The following is a 17,370-nucleotide window of genomic DNA, read 5'->3' as shown; positions in this document are numbered from 1 at the left end:
CAGGAATGGTGGCCGGGCAACGGGAGGGCAGTATGTCGACGGTCCGGCAGAGAGCTACTCCCCTTCTGCTGCCGCCCAGGGTACGCGGTGCAGCCGTCCGCGCGCGACCAGCTCCAGCACCGTCGCGCAGGCCGCCGCCTGCACCGCCAGCAGGGCGACCAGCACGAACAGCTGCACCGCGCCTGCCTGTACGGGGGAGGCGCCGCCCAGCAGCATCCCGACGAAGGCGCCGGGCAGCGTGACCAATCCCACGGTCCGGGTCTGGTCGAGTCCCGGCAGCAGGGCGTCCGAAGCGGCCGGGCGGGCCACCTCCATCCGTGCGTCACGGTCCGCCAGCCCCAGCGCGAGACCCGCCTCGAACTCGCCGTGCCGGGTCGCCAGCTCGTCCAGCGCCCGCCGCCCGCCCAGCACCGTGGCGGTCAGCGCGCCGCCGATCAGGATGCCCGCGACGGGGATGAGGGTCAGACCGCGCGGCGGCACCAGGCCGGTGAGCAGCAGCAGACCGACGACCGGGACGACCCCGGCGGCGATCGGCGCGGCGGCCCACCACCAGGTGCGGTTCCGGGTGATCCGGCGGCCGGCGGTCCGTACCGCCACCGCGAACATCAGCGCCAGGAAGCTCAGCAGCCAGGGGAGGGCGTGCACCACCCAGCCGATGAGGTAGGAGACGGCGGCGAGTTGGGCGGCGGCGCGCAGGCCGGCGACGGCGATGGCCCGGGCATGGCCGAGGCGCGCCAGTGCGGCGATGGCCACCGCGGCGGCCAGCAGGACGGCGAGGACGACCCCGAGGGTGACATTGACCGGCAGCAGCACGCGCTCACTTTGACATCCTCCGCCCCGTGTACGGGGCGGAATCCCATCTCGGGCCCCGTGCGGCTGCGTGGGTGGTTGACGTTTCGCAGACCGGGTAACCCCGAGGTCTCCACGTCCTGGCACCGCCTGCCCGGCGGCATGATCGATGTTGCATCCCGCGTTGGTGTCCGCGTTGGCCTCGAACCCGCAGCCAGGGTTCTTGCACCCGAAGCGGGATGGGGTCTCCCGGCTGCCAGGTGTGAGCCAACAGTGCAGATCCGTGCTCCAAGTCCAGGCCGGGGCAATCCTGAGATGACCTGCCCCCTGCCCGAGGCGCAGGGCCACTGGCCAAGATCACTGGTAGGGGTGCGGCAGGGGGCGCATGCGCGGGAGCAACTCAACCGGAGTGCCGTGATGCATTTGTGGTGCCCCGTCAGCTCCCCTTGAACTGACGTGAGCATGTCGCCACTCTGTTACCTGGTGCCCATCCCGTGGAAACCCCACATCGCCACCATGGGGCGGCACCGCACGGCAACTTCCCCCCACATTCCGGGAGTTTCGATGAAAAAGGTCTACGCGCGTCGAGTTTCCCTCGCCGCGGGATCGGCGGCGGCGCTGGTCTGCACGCTGGTGCTCAGCAGCCAGTCCGCCCAGGCGGCACCGCCCAGCCCGCCGGACGCGGCCACCGCACGGACGTACCTCACCCAGATCAAGGAACAGGCCGAGGGCCCGCAGGACGGCTACAGCCGCGACAAGTTCCCGCACTGGATCGACCAGGGCAAGAACTGCAACACCCGCGAGGTGGTGCTCAAGCGCGACGGCACGGACGTGCAGCAGGACAGCAGCTGCGCGGCGACCAGCGGCAAGTGGGTCTCGGCCTACGACGGCGCGACCTGGACCAACGCGGCCGACCTCGACATCGATCACGTCGTACCGCTGTCGGAGGCCTGGAAGTCGGGCGCCGCACAGTGGACCACCGCGCGCCGCCAGGAGCTGGCCAACGACCTCACCCACTCCCAGCTGATCGCCGTCACCGACAACCTCAACCAGGAGAAGGGCGACAAGGACCCGGCGAAGTGGCTGCCGCCGAAGGCCTCCTACCACTGCGAGTACGCCCGGATGTGGGTGTGGGTGAAGCATGAGTACGGCATGACCGCCGACTCCGCGGAGAAGGCCGCGCTGAAGAAGATCCTGGACGGCTGCTGAGCCGCACTTTCCCGCGGGGCCGATCCTGCGCGCCCGCCGGCCGGAACCACCGGCCGGCGGGCGCGCCGCCGCCCCGGCCCCCCACCGTGCCCGTTGTGCTCCTATCCTCTGACCACGACGACTGGGGAGACACCGATGGCCGGACTGCGCTTGGGGCCGCTGCTGCGCTACGTCGACGCACGGAGCGCGACGGTGTGGGTGGAGACCGATGAGCCGTGTGTGGTGCACATCCGCTGCGACGACGGGGCGGCCGGCGCGCAACAGACCTGGCAGGTGGCCGGGCACCACTATGCGCTGGTCCCGGTGACCGGCCTCGCGCCCGGCACCGAGACGCCCTACCGGGTCCTGCTGGAAGAGCCGGGGGCACCTGCCGGCGGTAGCCGGGGGCAGGTCTGGCCGCCGCCCGGCAGCCGCTTCCCGGCGAGCACGATCCGTACGCTGCCCGCCTCCCCCGACGAGCCGCTGCGTTTTGCCTTCGGCTCCTGCCGCTGGTCGGCGACGCCCTCCAACGCGGCGCACGACCCGGTGGGCCCGGACGCGCTGGACACCCTCGCCGCCACGCTGGCCGCCGATCCCGGCCGGCCGCGCCCGGACGTGCTGCTCCTGCTGGGCGACCAGGTCTACGCCGACCAGACCTCCGAGGCGACCGCCCGTGCGCTGGCCGCCCGCCGCGACCTCGGCGAGCCGCCCTGGAAACAGGTCGCCGACTACGAGGAGTACACCCACCTCTACTACGAGTCCTGGCTCGACCCGGAGGTCCGCTGGCTGCTGTCCACGGTCCCCAGCTGCATGATCTTCGACGACCACGATGTGATCGACGACTGGAACACCTCGGCGGCCTGGGTGGCCCGGATGCGGGCGACCCCCTGGTGGCGGGAGCGGATACTCGGCGGCCTGATGTCGTACTGGGTCCACCAGCACCTGGGCAATCTCTCGCCCGCCGAGCTGGCCGCCGACCAGCTGTATGCGCGGGTGCGGGCGGTGCCGGACGCGACGGACGCGGTGCGGGAGTTCGCGGCCGGCGCGGATGCCGATCCGGCGTGCGCACGCTGGAGCTACCGCCGCGACTTCGGCCGGGTGCGCCTGGTCATGATCGACACCCGGGCCACCCGCGTGCTGGACGAGAGCAATCGCGCGATGCTCGACAAGACCGAGGGCGAATGGCTGCGGCAGGCGGTGCTGGAGGGGCGCGGCAGCTACGACCACCTGCTGCTGGGCAGTTCGCTGCCCTGGCTGCTGCCGCATCTCATCCATGCCGCGGAGGGCTGGAACGCCGCGCTGTGCGCCGGCGAGCGCGGCCCCCGCTGGGCCCGCAGAAGCGAATTCCTGCGCCAGCGCGCCGACCTGGAGCACTGGGCGGCCTTCCCCGGTTCGTTCACCGCGCTCACCGAGCTGATCGCCGAGGCCGGTGGTGGCACGGACGCTCCGGCGACGGTCTGTGTGCTGTCCGGGGATGTGCACCACGCCTACGTGGCGGAGCCGCACTGGCGCGGCGCCGGGCCGCACCCCACGAGCCGGGTGCTGCAACTGACCTGCTCCCCCGTTCACAACAGCATCCCCGGCTCGCTGCAGGCCGGTTTCCGCTTCGGCTGGAGCCGGTCGGGCCGCTGGCTGGGCAAGCTGCTGGCCCGGCACGGGCGGCTGACCCGCCCGGCGGTGAAGTGGCGACGTACGGGCGGCCCGTGGTTCGGCAACCAGCTGATGACGCTGACGCTGGCGGGCCGGACGGCGCGCCTCGCCCTGGACCAGGCCCGCCGGGAGAAGCGGGGCGGCGTCCGGCTCGTCACGGTCTGGCGGGCGGCGTTGTCCGATGCGCGGGTTGCCGGGAAATCCGGTGGTGCGGGCGGGCGTGCCCCGGGAACCGAACGGCCGAAGACCGGATGATCCGGACGCTCTGATTCCGGTAAGCGTCCGGAAGGGCACGGCGACCGGGCAACTTCCCCGGGATTCGCCGTATTTTTTGCCCACCCCCGGGTGCTGCAACGGCGGATCGGGCGGTGATGATGGGGCGCACCTTTGCCCGTCGCCCGCACTCTCGGGCGGCCGCGCCCGCGCGCCGGCCGTCCGCCGCCCCAGGGAGAGCCCCTCTTGGCCGCCGACCATCTCGCCGACCGCCAACCACGGCCCGCTCTCGCCCTCGTCGGTGCGGGGCCGCGCGGGACGAGCGTGCTGGAGCGGATCTGCGCCTCGGCCGCCGAACTGGCCCCGGGTGCCCGTCTGACCGTCCACGTCATCGACCCCGCCCCGCCCGGCGCCGGCCAGGTGTGGCGCACCGCCCAGCCCCCCGAGCTGCTGATGAACACCGTGGCCTCGCAAGTCACGCTGTTCACCGACGACAGCGTCGAGTGCGCCGGTCCGATACGTACCGGGCCGAGCCTGTACGCCTGGGAGGGCTGCGAGGTCGGCCCGGACGACTATCCGGGGCGTGCGCTGTACGGCCGCTATCTGGAGTGGGTCTTCGGCCGTACCGTGCGCACCGCTCCCGACGAGGTGACGGTGGTGGTGCACCGGGCCTGCGCGGTGCACCTGGCCGAGGCCCCCGACGGCTCGCAGTCGCTCACCCTCGACGACGGCCGGACGCTGCACGGGCTGGGGGCGGTGGTGCTCGCCCAGGGCCATCTGCCGGCCGTGGCCGGCCCGGAGCAACGGCGCCTGGCCGACTACGCCGCCGGGCACGGCCTGCGCTATCTCCCGCCCGCCAACCCCGCCGACCTCTCCGCCCCGCTGGCGGCACTGGCCCCGGGCCACCCCGTACTGCTGCGCGGTCTCGGTCTCAACTTCTTCGATCACATGGCGCTGCTGACCACGGCTCGCGGCGGCCGGTTCGTCGAGGGTGCGGACGGGGCGCTGACCTACCTGCCGTCCGGTCGCGAGCCCCATCTCTACGCGGGCTCCCGCCGCGGCATCCCGTATCACGCACGCGGCGACAACGCGAAGGGCGCGCACGGCCGTCATCTGCCGCTGCTGCTGACGCCGGACGTGATAGCGGCCTTCCGCAAGCGTGCGGCCTGTGGCGATCTGCCCGACTTCCTGACGGAGGTCTGGCCCCTGGTGGCCAAGGAGGTGGAAGCGGTCTACTACGAGGCGCTGCTGAGGCGGCGCGGTGCGGGCGGTGAGCCGCGCCACCGCTTCCGGGAGCGCTTCCTGAACAGCGCACACCGCGGGCCCGACGAGGCCGCCGCCCTGGACACCTTCGGGATCGCACCGGCCGAACGCTGGGACTGGGACCGGATCGCCCGGCCGCACGCCGAGCGGTCGTTCGCCGACCGCGCCGCGTTCCGGGAGTGGCTGCTGGGGCATCTGCGCCGGGACATCGCACACGCCCGGCAGGACAATGTGTCCGGCCCGCTCAAGGCGGCCCTCGACGTGCTGCGGGATCTGCGCAACGAGCTGCGGCAGATCGTCGACCACGGCGGGCTGGCCGGCGCCTCCCGCCGCCATCACCTGGACCGCTGGTACACGCCGCTCAACGCCTTCTTGTCCATCGGACCGCCGCGGCGCCGGATCGAGGAGATGACCGCGCTGATCGACGCGGGGGTGCTGGAGGTGATCGGCCCCCGGATGACCGTCCGGCTCGGCACCGCCGACGGTCGCGGGCCCGGGTTCACGGCGCATTCGCCGGACGTTGCGGGCTCGGAGGTGACGGCGACGGCACTGATCGAGGCGCGGCTGCCGGAACCGGATCTGCGGCACACCGCGGACGCGCTGCTGGCCCGGCTGCTGGCCGAGGGCGGCTGCCGGCCGCACACCGCGGACGGCCACGAAACGGGCGGACTCGATGTGTCACCGAGCCCGTACCACCTCGTGGAGGCGGATGGCGCGCTCCACCCGCGGCGCTTCGCAGTCGGGGTGCCGACGGAGGGCGTGCACTGGGTGACGGCGGCGGGGGCCCGCCCAGGGGTGGGGTCGGTCACGTTGGCGGACACGGACGCCGTGGCACGGGCGGCGCTGCGGGCCGCGATGACAGGGACGGGGACGGGAACGGGGACGGGGACCGGGACGAGGACGGATGCGGGGGGCGGCAGGGGTGGGGGCGCGGTCCCGGGGACAGGCACGGGCGCGGGCACGGGGGCAGGCGCGGGCACGAGGACAGGCGCGGGCGCGGGCACCGGCACGGGCGCCGGAGCGGTCACAGTGGCGGGCTCGGTGGTTTCCGGCCAAAGGTCCGATTCGGCCAGAAGTTGAACTTGCAAGTACTGCTTAGGTGTCCCTAACCTCTGTCTCCAACGGTTACCTCGTCCCCAGAAACCGCAGGAGTCCCCACATGTCCGCACCTCTGACCTCGCTCATCCAGAGATCAGCCCCGCACGTGCACGCGCTCTTCCGCATCGTCGTCGGGCTGCTCTTCGCCTGCCACGGAGCGTCCTCCCTTTTCGGCGTCCTCGGTGGCGCCATGGGCCAGGGCGGCACGGTCCCCACCGGCGCCTGGCCGGGCTGGTACGCCGCTGTGATCCAGCTGGCGGGCGGCATCCTGGTGATGCTCGGCCTGGGCACCCGCCCCGCGGCGTTCATCAGCTCCGGCTCGATGGCGTACGCGTACTTCTCCATGCACCAGGGCTCCGCGCTGTGGCCGATACAGAACGGCGGCGAGGCCTCCGTGATGTTCTGCTGGGCCTTCCTGCTGATCTTCTTCACCGGCCCCGGAGCATGGGCGCTCGACCGGGTCTTCTTCGGCGAGGGCCGGCAGGAGCAGACTTCGACCGTGCGTCAGGAACCTTCCGCCGCCTGACGCACCTCCTGGCGGGGCCCGGCGCACCCCCGGCCCCGCTCCTTCGCACGGCCCGTACGGCACCGCCGTGCGGGCCGTGCGGCATCTCCGCCGTGCGGGTCGTGCGGCGGAGCCGCCGTGCGAGCCGTGCACCGCACCTTCGACCCCGGCCCGCCACCCGCAGAGCCCCAGGCGTACGGTGTATGGCTGTAGGGCCGCCCCTGCCGCACCGAGCGACGTCGCGGCGGGGTTCGGACCGGGAGCAGGGCGTTGCTGGAAAAGCTGGGGTCCCTCGGCGGCACCCCTTGGGTGTATGTGATCGTCAGTCTCTCGATCGTTCTCGATGTGTTCGTGCCGATCCTGCCCAGCGGAGTCCTGGTGATCGCCGCGGCCACCACGGCCGCCGGCACCGGCACCGCGGCGGATGCGGTCGGCGGTGTCGATGTCGCCTCATCCGTCCACACCGGTACGCACCCGGCCGAGATGTTCTCCCTGATGTTGTGCGCGGCCACCGCCTCGGTGCTCGGCGACATGGCCGCCTACCGGCTCGCCTGGCGCGGCGGCGACCGCTTCGACCGCGCCATCGGCCGCTCCCGCCGTCTGACGGCGGCCCAGAAGCGTCTCGGCGCGGCGCTGACGCGAGGCGGCGGCGGCATCGTCGTCCTGGCCCGCTTCGCACCCGCCGGGCGCTCCGTGGTCAGCCTCGGTGCCGGCGTTGCGCACCGTACGGTCCGCGAGTTCCTCCCCTGGTCCGCGCTGGCCTCCCTCGCCTGGGCCGCCTACAGCGTCAGCCTCGGCTATTTCGGCGGGCACTGGCTCGGCACGTCCTGGGTGGGCCCCGCCCTGTCCGTGATGGCCCTCTTCGCCGCCGGGTCCGCGGCCGCCTTCCTGATGCGCCGTCCGGCCCACGGGACCGCGGACTGACCGGGACCGCGGACCGACCGGGACCGCGGACCGACCGGGACCGCGGGCTGACGGGGGCCTCGGCCGGCATCGCCTGACCCAGGCCTGCCCGCCTGCCCGCCTGCCCCAGGCCCTGCCCCGCCCTGCCAGGACCCGCCCTGCCAGGACCCGCCCTGCCGGCTTCGGCCGTGCGCTGCCGACGGCAGGGGCGGGGCGCGAGGCCGATACGGGTAAAGTCGACCGTCACCACCCCGCCCACCGTCTCCCGCGAGCGCCTCGCCGCTCCCCCGGCGCGCCGGACCGGCGCCGCACCACAGCGGCACCCCTGGGACGGGCCCGAACCACACACACGAGGCACATTTCGGTGAACCAACCGCCGGTCGTCGAATGGACCGAGGCCGACGAGCCCCGCTCCGCCCGTTGGCGCTCCGAGAACGGCACCCCGCCCCCGCGCCGCGTCGTCATCGCGGACGACCGGACGAAGGCCGACGACGCCTACAGATCCGCCTGCGAAGGCACCGCGCTGCTGTGGCGCGGCGACTTCCACAACGCCCGCCAGTTGCTCACGGCGCTGGCCCGCCGCATCGACCGCCGCCCCCGCAAGGCACCACCCGCCGATGTCACCCAGGCGTTCCATCTGCACCGCGCCGCGCAGAATCACCGCGCCCGCATCCTGGGCATGCTGCTGGTCCCGCTCGATGCGGCCCTCGCCGTCCCGCTGCACCGCGCCCCCGACGTCCGCGAGGCCTGCGCCAGAGCGTACGGCCCCGTCGAGTCCGTCCAGGGGGAGGCCGCCGGGGCGACCGCGGACGTCGAGGGCACGGATCCGACCGCCTCGCTCGTCTCGCTGCGCGAACTCCTCGGTCTCATCGGCGCCAACGAATGGCGCAGGAAGGGCGTCACGATCCCGGCGCTCGGCGGCGACCGTATCCATCCGCACTACGGCGTCTTCTCCCCGGCCCGCGGCGAGTACGTCGACCTGGTGGCCGAGGCTGTACTGCCCGGCGAGGAGCTGGCGTTCGACATCGGCACCGGCACCGGCGTACTGGCCTCGGTACTCGCCCGGCGCGGCGTCCGCCGGGTCGTGGCCACCGACCAGGATCCGCGTGCGCTGGCCTGCGCCCGTGAGAACACCGAACGGCTGGGCGTCGCCGGACAGGTGGAAGTGGTCCAGGCCGATCTGTTCCCGGCCGGCCGCGCCCCGCTGATCGTCTGCAACCCCCCATGGGTGCCCGCGAAGCCGACCTCGCCCGTCGAGTACGCGGTGTACGACCCGGGCAACCGGATGCTGTACGGCTTCCTGAGCGGCCTCGCGGACCATCTGACACCGGACGGCGAGGGCTGGCTGATCCTCTCCGACCTGGCCGAACACCTCGGCCTGCGCGCGCACACCGAGCTGCTCGACGCCTTCGCCAAGGCCGGCCTGACGATCCTGGGCCGACACGACATCACCCCGCGCCACCCGCGCGCCCGCGACACCTCCGACCCGCTTCATGTGGCCCGCGCGGCCGAGGTCACCTCCCTGTGGCGCCTGGGCACCGCGGACCGGGGTGCGTCCGGCGCCCCCTGAGGGCGTCCGGCGTCGCACGTTTCGAGCGCAGGGGAAGAGCTGCTTGCCGCCGGGGGTCTGCAGCCCCCCGGCAGTGAGAGCCGTCGGTCAGCTCGACCGACTCGGTCAGCTCCGTCAGTTCAGCCGGGCATCGGCGTAGACGGCCATCGCCTGCTGCTGGTAGACGGCCAGCCCCTCGGCGATCGTGTCGTAGTTGGCACGGATCTGCGGGTCGTCGACGTAGGTCTGGGCCAGCCCCTTGTAGGCGGCCGCGTTCGGGGTCCAGAACCGGCAGATGCCCTGGTAGTGGGCGTGTACTTCGGATTGCACCGCAGGATCGGCGACCGGTGTGCCGGCCACCATGAACTCCGCTATGCGGATCATCTGCGCCGTCACCTCACGCTGCCACCGCTCCTGGTCCTCGGCGGTCATGGCCTCCCTGGCCTGCCTGGCCTGCTCCCACTGCGCCGGCCACCGTGCGCGCGCCTCGGCCTCGGCCTCGGCGGCGGAGGCCTCGAAGCCCTCGAAGAGGTTCTCCGGCCTGTTGATCTTTGCCATGTCGTTGTCGTCCTTGCCTTCCTCCAGTTCGGCGAGGGTCCGCCCGACCGTGCGGACCAGTGTCTCCAGCCGGTCCCGTTCCGCCAGCAGCCGCCCGTGGTGCTCGCGCAGCACGGCCACTTGATCGACCTGGCGGTCCAGAACCACCTCGATCTCGCGCAGCCCCAGGTCCAACTCCCGCATCAGCAGGATCTGCTGCAGCCGCAGCAGATCGGCCTCCTCGTAGTAGCGGTGCCCGTTACTCCCGATCCACGCAGGTGGCAGCAGACCGATCTCGTCGTAATGCCGCAGCGTCCGGGACGTCACCCCGGACATCCGGGCCACTTCCGCGATCGACCAGGCCATTGCCGTGCCTCCCCTCGCCGGGCCGGTTTCTCCGGCCCCATGGATGACCGTAGAAGTTGACGCGGCGGCAACCGCAAGCCCGGAAACCGGCGCCCCCTCCCTCAGGCACGAGGGACACGCCCCGTCAGGCACGATGGAGGCACCATGGATCCCCGGCTCCTCCTCTCCCGCGCCCGTCGGCTCGCCGCCTCCGCGCCCCCCGGCCGACGGCGGCTGCTCGGCATCGCCGGCCCGCCCGGCGCCGGCAAGTCCACCCTCGCCGCCCACCTCGTGGCGGAGCTGGCCGGTCAGGCGGCACTCGTCCCGATGGACGGCTTCCATCTCGCCGAGGCGGAGCTGCGGCGCCTGGGCCGTGCGGACCGCAAGGGCGCGCCGGACACCTTCGATCCGGCCGGCTACGCCGCGCTGCTGGCGCGTCTGCGCTCCCCGGAGCCGGACACCGCCGTCTACGCCCCGGCGTTCGACCGGCGTATCGAGGAGCCGGTGGCCGGCAGCATCCCCGTGGCACCCCACATTCCCCTCATCGTCACCGAGGGCAACTACCTCCTCCTCGACTCCGCACCGTGGCCACGGGTCCGGGCGCTGCTCGACGAGGTCTGGTACGTGGAGCTGGAGACCCCGGAACGGATCCGGCGGCTGGTCGGCCGGCATGAGCGGTTCGGGCGTCCACGCGCCGACGCCGAGCGGTTCGTACGCACCTCGGACGAAGCCAACGCCCGCGTGGTGGCGGCCACCCGCGACCGCGCCGACCTCGTCATCACCTTCGCACCCGAAGAGGCCCCACCTCCACCGAGCGCATGACCCCGCTCCCCCACCGCCGCCGGTCGGCGAGCAGCCCGGCCACCGACAGCGCGCCCCACCCGAGGGACACCGCCACCGCCGTCAGCTTCCGGTCGCGCCCCGGCAGCGTCGCACCGAGCAGTACGGCATCCCCGAAGTCCGCCGCGATCCGCACATACGCGGCGGTGCGCAGTGCCGGGCCTTCCGGAGCCACCAACATCGCCAGCCCGCTCACCGCGTCCCGCCAGGCCAGCGGACGCAGTGCGGTCCGGGTCGCCGGCTCGGTCCGCGCTGTGGCGCCGACCAGCCCGGAGGGCCGTGCCAGCAGTTCGGGCAGCGCCGCCACCGCCACCCCGTACACGGCCGTGGCCGCCCCGACCGCACGCAACAGACCGACCTTCATCCGCCGTCCCCTTTTTTCGCGTCTCTCTTGTCTCTCTTGCCTCTCTTATCTTTCTCGTCTTGCTTGCCTTTCTCGCCTTTCTTGTCTTTCTCGTCTTTCTCACCTTCTCGCGGCGACCGGCCGCACGAGCCCGTCACGCCCGCCGCCTTCTCCACTCCTTCCGCGACAACCCCCTTCCCAAACGACATCACCAATGTCATCATGACATCATGAGTGTCATTGAGAGGTTCGCCGGAGATGCGGAAGACGCCGACGGCGGAGAGCCGGCGTCCACCGAAGACCTGTTGTACGGCGTCATCCGACGCCTGTGGCCGCTGCACCGCACGGTCGTCCGCGCGGTGGAACACGAGCTGGCCGGCACGGGCATGACCGCCGGCGAACACGCGCTGCTGGACGCGCTGCGCGCCGAAGGCCCGTGCACCGTGCCGCAGTTGGCGCGGGGGATGGGGCTCGACCGGCAGCCGGTGCAGCGCTGGGTGAACCACGCCATGGAGCTGGGCCTGGTCGTGGCCGCCCCGAATCCCGCACACCGCCGCTCGTCCCTGATCCGGCTCACCGGCGAAGGCACGGAGGCGATACGCAGCGTCCGGGAATCCGAGGCAGCGGAGCTGAGGCAGCGGCTGGCCGACCTGCCCGCCGACGACGTCCGTACCGCGCTGCACGTACTGGACCGGCTCGGTGAGGAGTTCCGGCAGCTCGCGAACGGCTCACGCACGGAACCGGAGGAAACCGGCAGTTGCGGCAGCAGCGGCAAGAGCGACGACAATGGCATCACGCCCACCTCATCGCATCCGGTACACAAAGGACGGCCTGCAAGATGACCCGAGGAATCACCGCCTGGTCCGAGATCGACAACGGAATCGTGCCGGTCGACGACGGTGAGCTGTTCTACGAGACAGCCGGCTCGGGCCCCGCGGTGGTGCTGCTCCACGGCGGCATGCTCGACCAGCACATGTGGGACGAGCAGTTCGCCTGGCTGGTGAACTCCGGCCTGCGCGCCATCCGTTACGACTTCCGCGGCCATGGCTTGTCCTCCACCGTGACCGGGGACTACGCGAACCACGACGACCTGTGCACCCTGCTCGACGCGCTCGATGTTCCCGGAGCCGTCCTCGTCGGCCTCTCCCATGGCGCGCGGGTCGCGCTCGACACCGCCCTAGCCCGCCCGGAGCGGGTGACGGCCCTCGCCCTCGCCTCCCCCGGCATCAGCGGCCGCGCCTTCACCGACCCCTTCCTCCTGGAACACATCAAGGCGCAGGTGGCGGCGATCGGCGCCCCGGACGGCGCGGAACGCTATGTCGAGCACTTCCTGCGGATGTGGGTGGACGGACCGCACCGCGAACCCTCCGCGGTGCACCCGGGATTCCGTGAGCGGATGCGTGCCTCGGCCGAGGCCAACGCAGAGGTACATGCCGATGGTGCGGGTGCCGGTATGCCCCTTGAGGTCGGTGCCGCCGACCGCCTGGGCGAGATACGGGTGCCCACCCTCGTGTTCGACGGCGACCTCGACAGCAGGGACATCTCCGCCAACGCCCATGCGATAGCGCTGACCGTTCCCGGCGCCCGAAGAGTCCGGATACCGGGCGCCGCGCATATGGTCAATCTGGAGAACACCGCACTCTTCGACCGCGAACTCCACACCTTCCTCTCGTCCCTGGACTACTGACTCCACACCTTCCTTTCGCCCAGCGACCGCCCCGTGGCACGCCCCGTGGCACAACTCGTGGCACGCCCCGTGGCACGCCCCGTGACTCGTGGCACGACCGACCGCCTCACGATGACCGCCCCCTCCAGGGGCTGCGGAAGGTGCCCCGCGAACCCCAGCCCTCCCGGGTGGCAGCTAGAGTGACCGGGCCGTGGTGTTCGGGAATCCGGTGACGGACCTTGTGGTCCCAGACCGGAGCGGCCCTCGCCACTGTGATCGGGGAGTTTCCGCCCCTTCCGCAGGCGCACGGCGCGCCTGCGGCGCCACTGACCGCAACCCGCGGCCGGGAAGGCGGGGCGGGCGCGTACACCCTCCCCCCAGCTCTTGAGGAGCAGGGAGGTACCCCCAAAAGCCAGGAGACCGGCCACGGCATCTCACGAAGTGATCCACGAGGTGCTGGAGCGTGACCGCCGGATGGCCCTGTCCACCGATACCCGTACCACCCCTGCCCCCGCGGCATTCCGCTGGCGTCGGCAGGACACCGTCCGCACCGCGGGCCTGATGGCCGTCATAGCCGGTCTGCACGTCGTCGCCTTCGGCGTGCTCTTCCTGCTCGTGGTGCCGCATCACTACGCCGTGGGCAGCCAGGTCTTCGGCGTGGGCCTCGGTGTCACCGCCTACACCCTCGGCATGCGGCACGCCTTCGACGCCGACCACATCGCCGCCATCGACAACACCACCCGCAAGCTGATGGCCGACGGAAAGCGGCCGGTCTCGGTCGGCTTCTGGTTCGCCCTCGGCCACTCCAGCGTGGTCGTCGCGATGGCGGCCCTGGTGGCGGGCGGCGCCCAGCTCGCGGGCACCCTGCTCAACGACGAGTCCCGTACGCACCAGATCCTCGGCACGATCGGTACCACGATCTCGGGGAGCTTTCTCTACCTCATCGCCGCCCTCAACCTGATCGCACTGGCCGGGATCTGGCGGGTCTTCCGCGGTATGCGCAACGGCCACTACGACGAGGCCGAGCTGGAGCAGCGCCTCGATGCGCGCGGCTTCATGAACCGCTTCCTGGGACGGTTCACCCGCTCGATCTCCCGTCCCGGCCAGATGTTCCCGCTCGGCTTCCTCTTCGGACTCGGCTTCGACACCGCGACCGAAGTGACGCTGATGGTGATGGCGGGCAGCGGCGCCGCGGCGGGCCTGCCCTGGTACGCCGTGCTGTGCCTGCCGCTGCTCTTCGCCGCCGGAATGAGCCTGTTCGACACCCTCGACGGCACCTTCATGAACTTCGCCTACCAGTGGGCGTTCTCCAACCCGGTGCGCAAGGTCTACTACAACCTCACCATCACCGGCCTGTCGATCGCCGTCGCCTTCTTCATCGGCACGATCGAGCTGGTGACCGTGCTGCACGAGAAGCTCGCCCTCAACGACCCGCTGACCGGCTGGATTTCCGGCCTCGACCTCGACAATGTCGGCTTCCTCATCGTCGGCCTGTTCGTGGTGGTGTGGGCCGCCGCGCTGGCGTACTGGCGACTGGCCGGCGTCGAAAAGCGCTGGGCGGAACGGGCGGAACGGGCGGAACGAACCCAGCCGACGGAGCAGGCGGGGCCGGCAGGGTCGGCGGAGCGCGCCACGCCGGACTCCTGAGGCGCCTCGGCCCCACACGCCGCATACGTCCCCGGCGCCCGTAGCGGCGCCGGGGTACCGTCACCCCTTCAGGTGGCCGAACCGGCTGCCGCCCCCGTCGCCAGATCCGGTCCCCAGCGCTGCAGCGCCGCCGCCAGATCGAGTGGCCGCAGCCGCTCCGGCTCGTCCGGTCCCGGCCAGTCCTCCCGCGGGACCCGCCACATCACCTCGAATTCGTTGCCGTCCGGGTCCTTGGCGTACAGCGACTTGGCGACGAGGTGATCACTCGACCCCACCAGCGCGCCCCGCTCGACGAGCTGCGCATGTGCCGCGACAAGCTCGCCGAGTGTGCCGATCTCCCAGGCCAGGTGGTAGAGCCCGACCCGCCCGGCCTCGGGCCCCGGCGCCTCCGCCCCCACCGCGAACAGCGCCAGATCATGATCGTTGAGTGAGCCGGGGGCGCGGAGAAACGCGGCCTGTGCCGAAATCTCCATCCCCACCGTGAGCCCGAGGGCCTCGGTGTAGAAAGCAACCGACCGGGCCACATCACGGACGTAAAGCACCGCATGGTTCAGACGTCGTACGGACATGCAGCCTGCTCTCCGATCTCCTGCCACGACACCGCCAGGGGCCACCGTGCCCTCCCCACTCCTGATCTACCCCACCGGCCCCGCCGCTGCCCAGCGTCCATGGGCCGGTATCCAGCCGTTTTCCGGCCCGCTTTCCGGCCCTGGCGCCCGAGGCCCCGGACCGGCGGCCCCCGGACCGGCGCTCCCCGGACCGACGCAGGAGGGACGCACGGACCGACGCAGGAGGGACGCACGGACCGACGCCGGTCTTCAGGCGGCGGGCGGGGCCGGTGCGGTGGCCGACCGCTGCCCGAGGAAGGTGGTGATCGCCCGGTCGAAGTCGGGCCGGGCCACCGCCGGTCGCGGATTGACGGCGGCAGCCTGCCGCTGCGGTGCCAGCGCGGCGGCCACCGCCAGCTTGGCGGCCCGGATCGCCGCGGGTGGCTGCCCGGCGATCGCAGTGGCGAGATCGCGGGTGCGGGCGGCGAGTTGCTCCTCGGGCACGCTGTCCTCCGCGAGCCCGCGGGCCACCGCGGTACGGGCGTCGAACAGCCGGCCGGTGTAGAGCAGCTCCCGCGCCGCGGCAGGTCCGGCCAGCGCGACCAGACGCGCGGCGAAGGCCGGACTGGCGAGGATGCCGAGCCGGGCGATCGGCATCCCGATCCGTGCCCCGTCCGCCATGAGCCGCAGATCGCAGGCGAGGGCGAGTTGGCACCCCGCACCGGCGGCGACACCGCGGATCTCGGCGATCACCGGAACGGGACAGTCCTCGATCGCGGTGAACGCCGTTTCCATATGGGCGAAGGACTCCTCGACATAGCCGGTGTCCGCATCCACCCAGTCGGTCATGTTCGAACCGGCGCAGAACGTATCGCCCTGCCCGCGGATCACCAGCACCCGCAGCGACCGGTCCTCCCCGAGCTCCCCGACCTCCCGGGCCAGCCGCGCCCAGGCCCGGCCCGGGAGGGCATTGCGCCGGCTGCCGTCACCGATCCGGATCTCGGCGACCGGGCCGGACCGGGACGTCCGAAGGGCCGGGTCGGGGGCGGGTACGGGGGTCACCTCACGGCCTTTCGCGCGCGGAGCCCGGCCAGTTGCCGCGGGCCGACCCCGAGGGCGGTCAGGATCTGCACGGTGTGCTCCCCGTGGCGGGGCGGCGGGGTGCGCACCGTGGCCGGATTGCCGGACAGCTTGAGGGGTGAGGCGATGGTGCGCAGGGTGCCGGCGTCGGGGTGCTCGACTTCGGCGACCATGCCGCGCGCGAGGACCTGGGGATGCCGCAGAGCCTGGTCGACGGTGTTGATCGGACCGACCGGTACCTTCGCCTCGGTGAGGATCTCGGCCCACTCCTGGGCATCGCGTGCCCGCAGCGCACGCTCGATGAGCGGGAGCAGTTCCCCGCGATGGCGGACCCGGTCGGGGTTGGTCGCGAACCGTGGATCGTCGGCCAGCTCGGCGCATCCGATCGCGGTGGCGAAGCGGCGCCACAGGCCGTCGTTCCCGGCGGCGACCATGAGGTGACCGTCGGCGGTGGGAAACGCCTGGTAGGGCACGATCGTCGGGTGGGCCGAGCCATAGCGTTGCGGGACATCGCCGGAGGCGAAGTACCCGGCGGCGACATAGCTCAGCCAGGCCACCTGGCCGTCCAGCAGCGAGACATCGACCCACTCGCCGCTGCCGGTGTGCTCGCGGTTGCGCAAGGCGGCCAGGACGCCGATGGCGGCCCACATCCCGGCGGCGAGATCCGCCGGGGAGACCCCGAACCGCACGGGCGGGCCGCCGGGTTCTCCGGTCACGCTCATGACGCCGCTGACCGCCTGGGCAATCGCGTCATAGCCCGGTTCGCTCCGGTACGGACCGGTCTGCCCGTAACCGCTGATGGAGGCGTACACGACGCCGGGATTACGGTCGCGGACGTCCTGATAGCCCAGGCCGAGGCGGGCCGCGGTGCCGGGCCGGAAGTTCTCCACGATCACATCGGCGCCGGCCGCCAGCTCCTGTATCAGGCGCAGACAGTCGGGGTCCTTGAGGTCGACGGCAATACCGCGCTTGTTGCGGTTGACGCTGTGGAAGTACGCCGCGTCCTCTCCCTGGAAAGGGGGACCCCAGGCGCGGGTGTCATCGCCGGAGGCGGTGTCCTCGACCTTGATCACATCAGCGCCCAGATCGGCCAGCATCATGCTGCAGAACGGCCCGGACAGGATGCGGGACAGATCGAGGACCTTCAGACCGGTCAGTACGCCGTCGTGGACGAGCCAGGGCGGGGGGTGTGGTGTGGTGCGCATT

17 protein-coding genes and 1 riboswitch are annotated in these 17,370 nt (G+C 72.2%); of the genes, 10 read left to right on the top strand and 7 right to left on the bottom strand.

The features are described from left to right. Positions 1–54 precede the first annotated feature (54 nt). Positions 55–813 (bottom strand): ABC transporter permease, encoded by a 759-nt coding sequence (locus tag ACF088_RS20180; RefSeq protein WP_392377127.1) that lies wholly within the window; start codon positions 811–813, stop codon positions 55–57. A gap of 540 nt (positions 814–1,353) precedes the next feature. Between ACF088_RS20180 and ACF088_RS20175 the strand changes: the two genes are divergently transcribed. The 6 genes from ACF088_RS20175 to ACF088_RS20150 all read left to right on the top strand — a co-directional run bounded on the left by ACF088_RS20175 (position 1,354) and on the right by ACF088_RS20150 (position 9,179). Next, positions 1,354–1,998 (top strand): HNH endonuclease family protein, encoded by a 645-nt coding sequence (locus ACF088_RS20175; protein ID WP_392377126.1) that lies wholly within the window; start codon positions 1,354–1,356, stop codon positions 1,996–1,998. A gap of 135 nt (positions 1,999–2,133) precedes the next feature. After that, the gene (locus ACF088_RS20170) at positions 2,134–3,882 is read left to right on the top strand and encodes an alkaline phosphatase D family protein (RefSeq protein WP_392377125.1); all 1,749 of its coding nucleotides are present in this window, start codon (positions 2,134–2,136) and stop codon (positions 3,880–3,882) included. 204 nt (positions 3,883–4,086) lie between these two features. Further along, a complete protein-coding gene (locus ACF088_RS20165) occupies positions 4,087–6,183 on the top strand; it encodes an FAD/NAD(P)-binding protein (RefSeq protein WP_392377124.1) in 2,097 nt (698 codons plus the stop codon). Between the two features lie 79 nt (positions 6,184–6,262). Continuing rightward, positions 6,263–6,727 (top strand): DoxX family protein, encoded by a 465-nt coding sequence (locus tag ACF088_RS20160; RefSeq protein WP_392377123.1) that lies wholly within the window; start codon positions 6,263–6,265, stop codon positions 6,725–6,727. A gap of 249 nt (positions 6,728–6,976) precedes the next feature. Next, the gene (locus tag ACF088_RS20155; protein WP_392377122.1) at positions 6,977–7,630 is read left to right on the top strand and encodes a DedA family protein; all 654 of its coding nucleotides are present in this window, start codon (positions 6,977–6,979) and stop codon (positions 7,628–7,630) included. A gap of 343 nt (positions 7,631–7,973) precedes the next feature. Next, the gene (locus ACF088_RS20150; protein WP_392377121.1) at positions 7,974–9,179 is read left to right on the top strand and encodes a methyltransferase; all 1,206 of its coding nucleotides are present in this window, start codon (positions 7,974–7,976) and stop codon (positions 9,177–9,179) included. Positions 9,180–9,293: 114 nt separating this feature from the next. Here ACF088_RS20150 and ACF088_RS20145 read toward each other — a convergent pair whose 3' ends face one another. Further along, entirely contained in the window at positions 9,294–10,061 is a 768-nt protein-coding gene (locus ACF088_RS20145; protein WP_392377120.1) for a MerR family transcriptional regulator, read from the bottom strand. Positions 10,062–10,205: 144 nt separating this feature from the next. On the opposite strand from ACF088_RS20145, the gene ACF088_RS20140 reads away from it, so the two are divergent. Beyond that, positions 10,206–10,862 carry a nucleoside/nucleotide kinase family protein gene (locus ACF088_RS20140; RefSeq protein WP_392377119.1) on the top strand — a complete coding sequence of 219 codons (657 nt, stop codon included), beginning with the start codon at positions 10,206–10,208 and terminating at the stop codon, positions 10,860–10,862. Here the strand turns inward: ACF088_RS20140 and ACF088_RS20135 are convergent. Further along, complete coding sequence (locus ACF088_RS20135) at positions 10,819–11,244, bottom strand: hypothetical protein (RefSeq protein ID WP_392377118.1); 426 nt, start codon at positions 11,242–11,244, stop codon at positions 10,819–10,821. The genes ACF088_RS20140 and ACF088_RS20135 overlap by 44 nt on opposite strands. Then, entirely contained in the window at positions 11,241–11,444 is a 204-nt protein-coding gene (locus ACF088_RS20130) for a hypothetical protein (RefSeq protein ID WP_392377117.1), read from the bottom strand. Before ACF088_RS20130 ends, ACF088_RS20135 begins: the two co-directional genes overlap by 4 nt. A gap of 9 nt (positions 11,445–11,453) precedes the next feature. On the opposite strand from ACF088_RS20130, the gene ACF088_RS20125 reads away from it, so the two are divergent. From ACF088_RS20125 to ACF088_RS20115, 3 genes are all read left to right on the top strand, one after another. Then, on the top strand, positions 11,454–12,065 hold the full coding sequence (locus tag ACF088_RS20125) for a MarR family winged helix-turn-helix transcriptional regulator (protein WP_392377116.1): 612 nt from the start codon (positions 11,454–11,456) through the stop codon (positions 12,063–12,065). Next, complete coding sequence (locus ACF088_RS20120; protein ID WP_392377115.1) at positions 12,062–12,910, top strand: alpha/beta fold hydrolase; 849 nt, start codon at positions 12,062–12,064, stop codon at positions 12,908–12,910. The genes ACF088_RS20125 and ACF088_RS20120 overlap by 4 nt, the downstream gene beginning before the upstream one ends. A gap of 174 nt (positions 12,911–13,084) precedes the next feature. After that, positions 13,085–13,333: riboswitch (cobalamin riboswitch) on the top strand. Then, positions 13,331–14,536 carry a HoxN/HupN/NixA family nickel/cobalt transporter gene (locus tag ACF088_RS20115; RefSeq protein WP_392377114.1) on the top strand — a complete coding sequence of 402 codons (1,206 nt, stop codon included), beginning with the start codon at positions 13,331–13,333 and terminating at the stop codon, positions 14,534–14,536. It overlaps the preceding riboswitch by 3 nt. Positions 14,537–14,604: 68 nt before the next feature. On the opposite strand, the gene ACF088_RS20110 is transcribed toward ACF088_RS20115, so the two are convergent. The 3 genes from ACF088_RS20110 to ACF088_RS20100 form a co-directional block, all read right to left on the bottom strand. After that, positions 14,605–15,105: a VOC family protein gene (locus tag ACF088_RS20110; RefSeq protein WP_392377113.1), complete on the bottom strand. Its 501-nt coding sequence runs from the start codon at positions 15,103–15,105 to the stop codon at positions 14,605–14,607. Positions 15,106–15,354: 249 nt separating this feature from the next. Further along, entirely contained in the window at positions 15,355–16,146 is a 792-nt protein-coding gene (locus ACF088_RS20105) for an enoyl-CoA hydratase/isomerase family protein (RefSeq protein WP_392377112.1), read from the bottom strand. Beyond that, on the bottom strand, positions 16,143–17,369 hold the full coding sequence (locus ACF088_RS20100; protein ID WP_392377111.1) for a CaiB/BaiF CoA transferase family protein: 1,227 nt from the start codon (positions 17,367–17,369) through the stop codon (positions 16,143–16,145). The genes ACF088_RS20105 and ACF088_RS20100 overlap by 4 nt, the downstream gene beginning before the upstream one ends. Position 17,370: the final 1 nt, after the last annotated feature.

The sequence above is a fragment of the Streptomyces sp. NPDC015125 genome (genome assembly GCF_043080045.1).
GTDB lineage: Bacteria > Actinomycetota > Actinomycetes > Streptomycetales > Streptomycetaceae > Streptomyces.
The sequence above is the reverse complement of the archived record's forward strand: the minus strand, read 5'-3'. Positions and strand labels throughout refer to the sequence as shown.